We start from the raw sequence: 3,370 nt of genomic DNA, 5'->3' as shown, positions 1-3,370 counted from the left end.
CCGGCAACCGGCACCCCATACCCACGATCACCACCGGATCAGCCCCACCACCCACCGACACCGAAGACACCGACGACACCACCGACACCACACCCCCGCCGAGGATCTCGCTCAGCAGGTGCTCGGCGAGTTGCCGCGGGGTGGGGTGGTCGAAGGTGACGGTGGCGGGCAGGCGCAGGCCGGTGGCGGTGTTGAGCCGGTTGCGCAGTTCGACGGAGGTCAGGGAATCGAAGCCGAGGTCCTTGAACGGCTGCCGGTCCGGTACGGCCCCCGGTTCGCGGTGACCGAGCACGGCGGCGGTGTCGGCGGTGACCAGGTCGAGCGCGGCTCGCAGCCGCTCGGCCTCCGGCAGTGACCGCAGGCGGTCGGCGATCGCGCCGTGTCGCGCCGGGCGGCGGGCCGCCTTGCGGGAGACGAGACCCTTGAGGGCCGCCGGGACCGCCGGGGCGCCCGCCAGCACGGACAGGTCGAGGCGTACCGGCGCCAGCGCGGCCCGGTCCGTGGCCAGGGCCGCGTCGAACAGCGACAGGGCGTGGTCGGTGGCCAGCGGCACGACCCCGGATCGCATCAGCCGGTCCTGGTCGGCACCGGTCAGGTGCCCGGTCATGCCGCTCGGCTCGGCCCAGTAGCCCCAGGCCAGCGAGGTCGCCGGCAGTCCGAGGGCGCGCCGGTGCACGGCGAGGGCGTCGAGGAAGGTGTTGGCCGCGGCGTAGTTGGCCTGCCCGGGGCTGCCGAGCGTCCCAGCCGCCGAGGAGAAGAGGACGAACGCCGTCAGGTCCCGTCCCCGGGGGCCACAAAGCCCCCCAGCGTCCCCGTACCACCGGTGATCAGCACCGTACCGGCCGCATCGAGATCCGCGGGAACAGTGAGGACGATCTTCCCGATGTGCGCGGCCTGGCCCATGAACCGGAACACGTCGACCGCGTCCCGGACCCCGCGTACGTCGATCGGCAGCGGTGTGAACTCGCCGTCGGTGAAGGCCCGTACGACGGCGTCCAGGATCTCGCCGAGCCGTTCCGGCCCCGCGTCGGCGATGTCGAACGCCCGGTAGACGATGTCGGGATGGTCGGCGGCGTCGCGGATGTCGGTCTTGCCCATCTCCACGAACCGGCCGCCGGGCCCGAGCAGCCGCAGGGAGGCGTCGACGAACTCACCGGACAGCGAGTCCAGGACCACGTCCATGCGCGGGAACTTCTGCTCGAACTCCAGGCTGCGCGACGAGGCGATGTGGTCCTCGTCCAGCCCCAGGGCGTGCAGGACGTGCCATTTGGCCGGGCCTGCGGTGGCGAACACCTCCGCCCCGAGCCGCCGGGCCAGTTGGATCGCCGCCATGCCGACGCCGCCGGTGCCGGCGTGGATCAGGACCCGGTCGCCGGCCTTCAGTCCGCCCAGGTCGCGCAGGCCGTACCAGGCGGTGAGGAACACCACGGGCACGGACGCGGCCCTGGCGAACGACCAGTCGTCGGGCATCCGGACCAGCAGCCGCTGGTCGGCGACGGTGACCGGGCCGAAGGCGCCGGGGACCAGGCCCATGACGCGGTCGCCGGGCCGGAACCGGGTGTCCGGGCCGGTTTCGAGGACGACGCCCGCGCCCTCGCCGCCCATCAGGGCCTCGCCGGGGTAGACGCCGAGGGCGATCAGCACGTCCCGGAAGTTCAGGCCGGCCGCCCGCATGGCGATCCGGACCTGACCGGGCCCCAGCGGCTCCATGAGTTCCGGGCGGGGCACCAGCGCCAGGTCGTCGATGCTGCCGGTGCCCGTGTCCTCCAGCCGCCAGCTCCCGTCCGGCGGGGTGAGGCTCGCGCCTACGCGGACCAGGCGGGGGACGCGCAGCGCCCCTCGGCGTACCGCCAGTTCCGGCTCGTCCGTGCCGGCGATCAGCGCGGGGTCCCAGGTCGCGTCGGCGTCGACCAGGACGAACCGGTCGGGATGCTCGGCCCGCGCACCGCGGACCAGGCCCCAGACCATCGAGTGGTGGAGACCGACCACGTCACCGGGCGCGGCGGCGACGGCGTTGCGGGTGACGACCGCCAGCCGCGTCCGCTCGCCCGCCAAGTGGTCCCGGACCACGGCGAGTACGCTCCGCGCGCTCTGGTACGCCGCCTCGACGGTGTCCGCCTCGGGCTCCGGCCCGGGCACCTCGTAGACGACCAGGTCCGCGGGGTCGCCGCCCGTCGAGTCCGATTCGAGGACCTCGAGGGGGACCCAGTCGAGTGCGTACAGGCTGTCCGGGACGGTGGTGGCGTCCCGGACGGTCAGCGATGTGATGACCGCGACCGGGGTGCCGTCCGGATCGGCCACGGCCACGGTGTACGTGTCCGGCCCGGTGGCGGCCAGGCGTACGCGCAGCGTCCGGCCACCCGTGGGCCGTATCGCCACTCCGGTGAACGCGAAGGGCAGGCCGGTGCGGTCGGTGAGGAACGCCATGGGGTGCAGTGTGGCGTCGAGCAGCGCGGGGTGCAGGGGAAACGTTTCCTCTGCGGGAAGCTCCACCTCGGCGTAGACGGTGTCGCCGACCCGCCGGGCCGCCGTGACGCCCTGGAACGCCGGCCCGTACTCGTAGCCGAGCACGGACAGCGAGTCGTAGAGCCCGTCGACGTCGAGGGGCTCACCGGCCTGCGGCCAGTCCCAGGCGCTCAGCACCGGCTCCTCGCCCAGGGTCCCGGTGGCGTGCCGCACCCACTCGTCGCCGTCACGCGAGTACACCGTGAGCGAGTGGCGGCCGTCGTCCTCGGGGCCCACGACGACCTGGAGGGGCACCGGGGTGTCGTCGAGGACGAGCGGCGTTTCGAGTACCAGTTCCTCGACCGCCTGGCCGAGCCGGCCGGCCGCGTAGGCCGCCATTTCCGCGAACGCGGTCCCGGGCAGGAGGACGGAGCCCCGCACGGCGTGGTCGGCCAGCCACGGGTGGGTGGCGAGCGAGATCCGTCCGCTGAGCACCGCGCCGTCGGGCAGCTCCACGAAGGTGCTGAGCAGGGGGTGGTCGCCCGACGCCGTCGGGACCGGCCGCAGCCAGTACGGCTGGCGCTGGAAGGCGTACGTCGGCAGGCTGACGGGCTCGGTGTCGTCCGGGAACCGCCAGTCGACCGGGACACCATGGACGTGCAGGCGGCCGAGCGAGGTGAGGAAGTCGTCCTGGTCGCGCCGGAGTGTGCCGGTGACGAGGAGGTCAAAGCCGTGGTGGTGACCGGTCTCCTCGACGGCGGAGACCAGGACCGGGTGCGGGCTGACCTCGACGAAGAGGGTGTGGCCGTGGTCGAGCAGCGCACGGGTGGTCTGGTCGAACAGCACGGGTTCGCGGAGGTTGCGGTACCAGTAATCGGCGTCGAGGGCGGAGGTGTCGACCGGCTCGCCGGTGACCGTGGAGTAG

General features: G+C 73.4%; 2 protein-coding genes and 1 pseudogene. All 3 read right to left on the bottom strand.

The annotated features are described in order from the left end of the window. On the bottom strand, positions 1-676 hold a 676-nt coding region (locus tag IF37_RS40295; protein WP_037858271.1), incomplete at its 3' end, for a beta-ketoacyl reductase. Continuing rightward, a pseudogene (locus IF37_RS46300) lies at positions 677-775 on the bottom strand (KR domain-containing protein); the annotation flags it as partial. It lies immediately after the preceding gene. Beyond that, a partial coding sequence (locus IF37_RS41135; RefSeq protein WP_158727460.1) for a polyketide synthase dehydratase domain-containing protein occupies positions 772-3,370 on the bottom strand: 2,599 nt, incomplete at its 5' end. The gene IF37_RS41135 and the pseudogene IF37_RS46300, both read right to left, overlap by 4 nt.

This window comes from Streptomyces sp. NRRL S-31 (genome assembly GCF_000718775.1).
GTDB lineage: Bacteria > Actinomycetota > Actinomycetes > Streptomycetales > Streptomycetaceae > Streptomyces.
The sequence above is the reverse complement of the archived record's forward strand: the minus strand, read 5'-3'. Positions and strand labels throughout refer to the sequence as shown.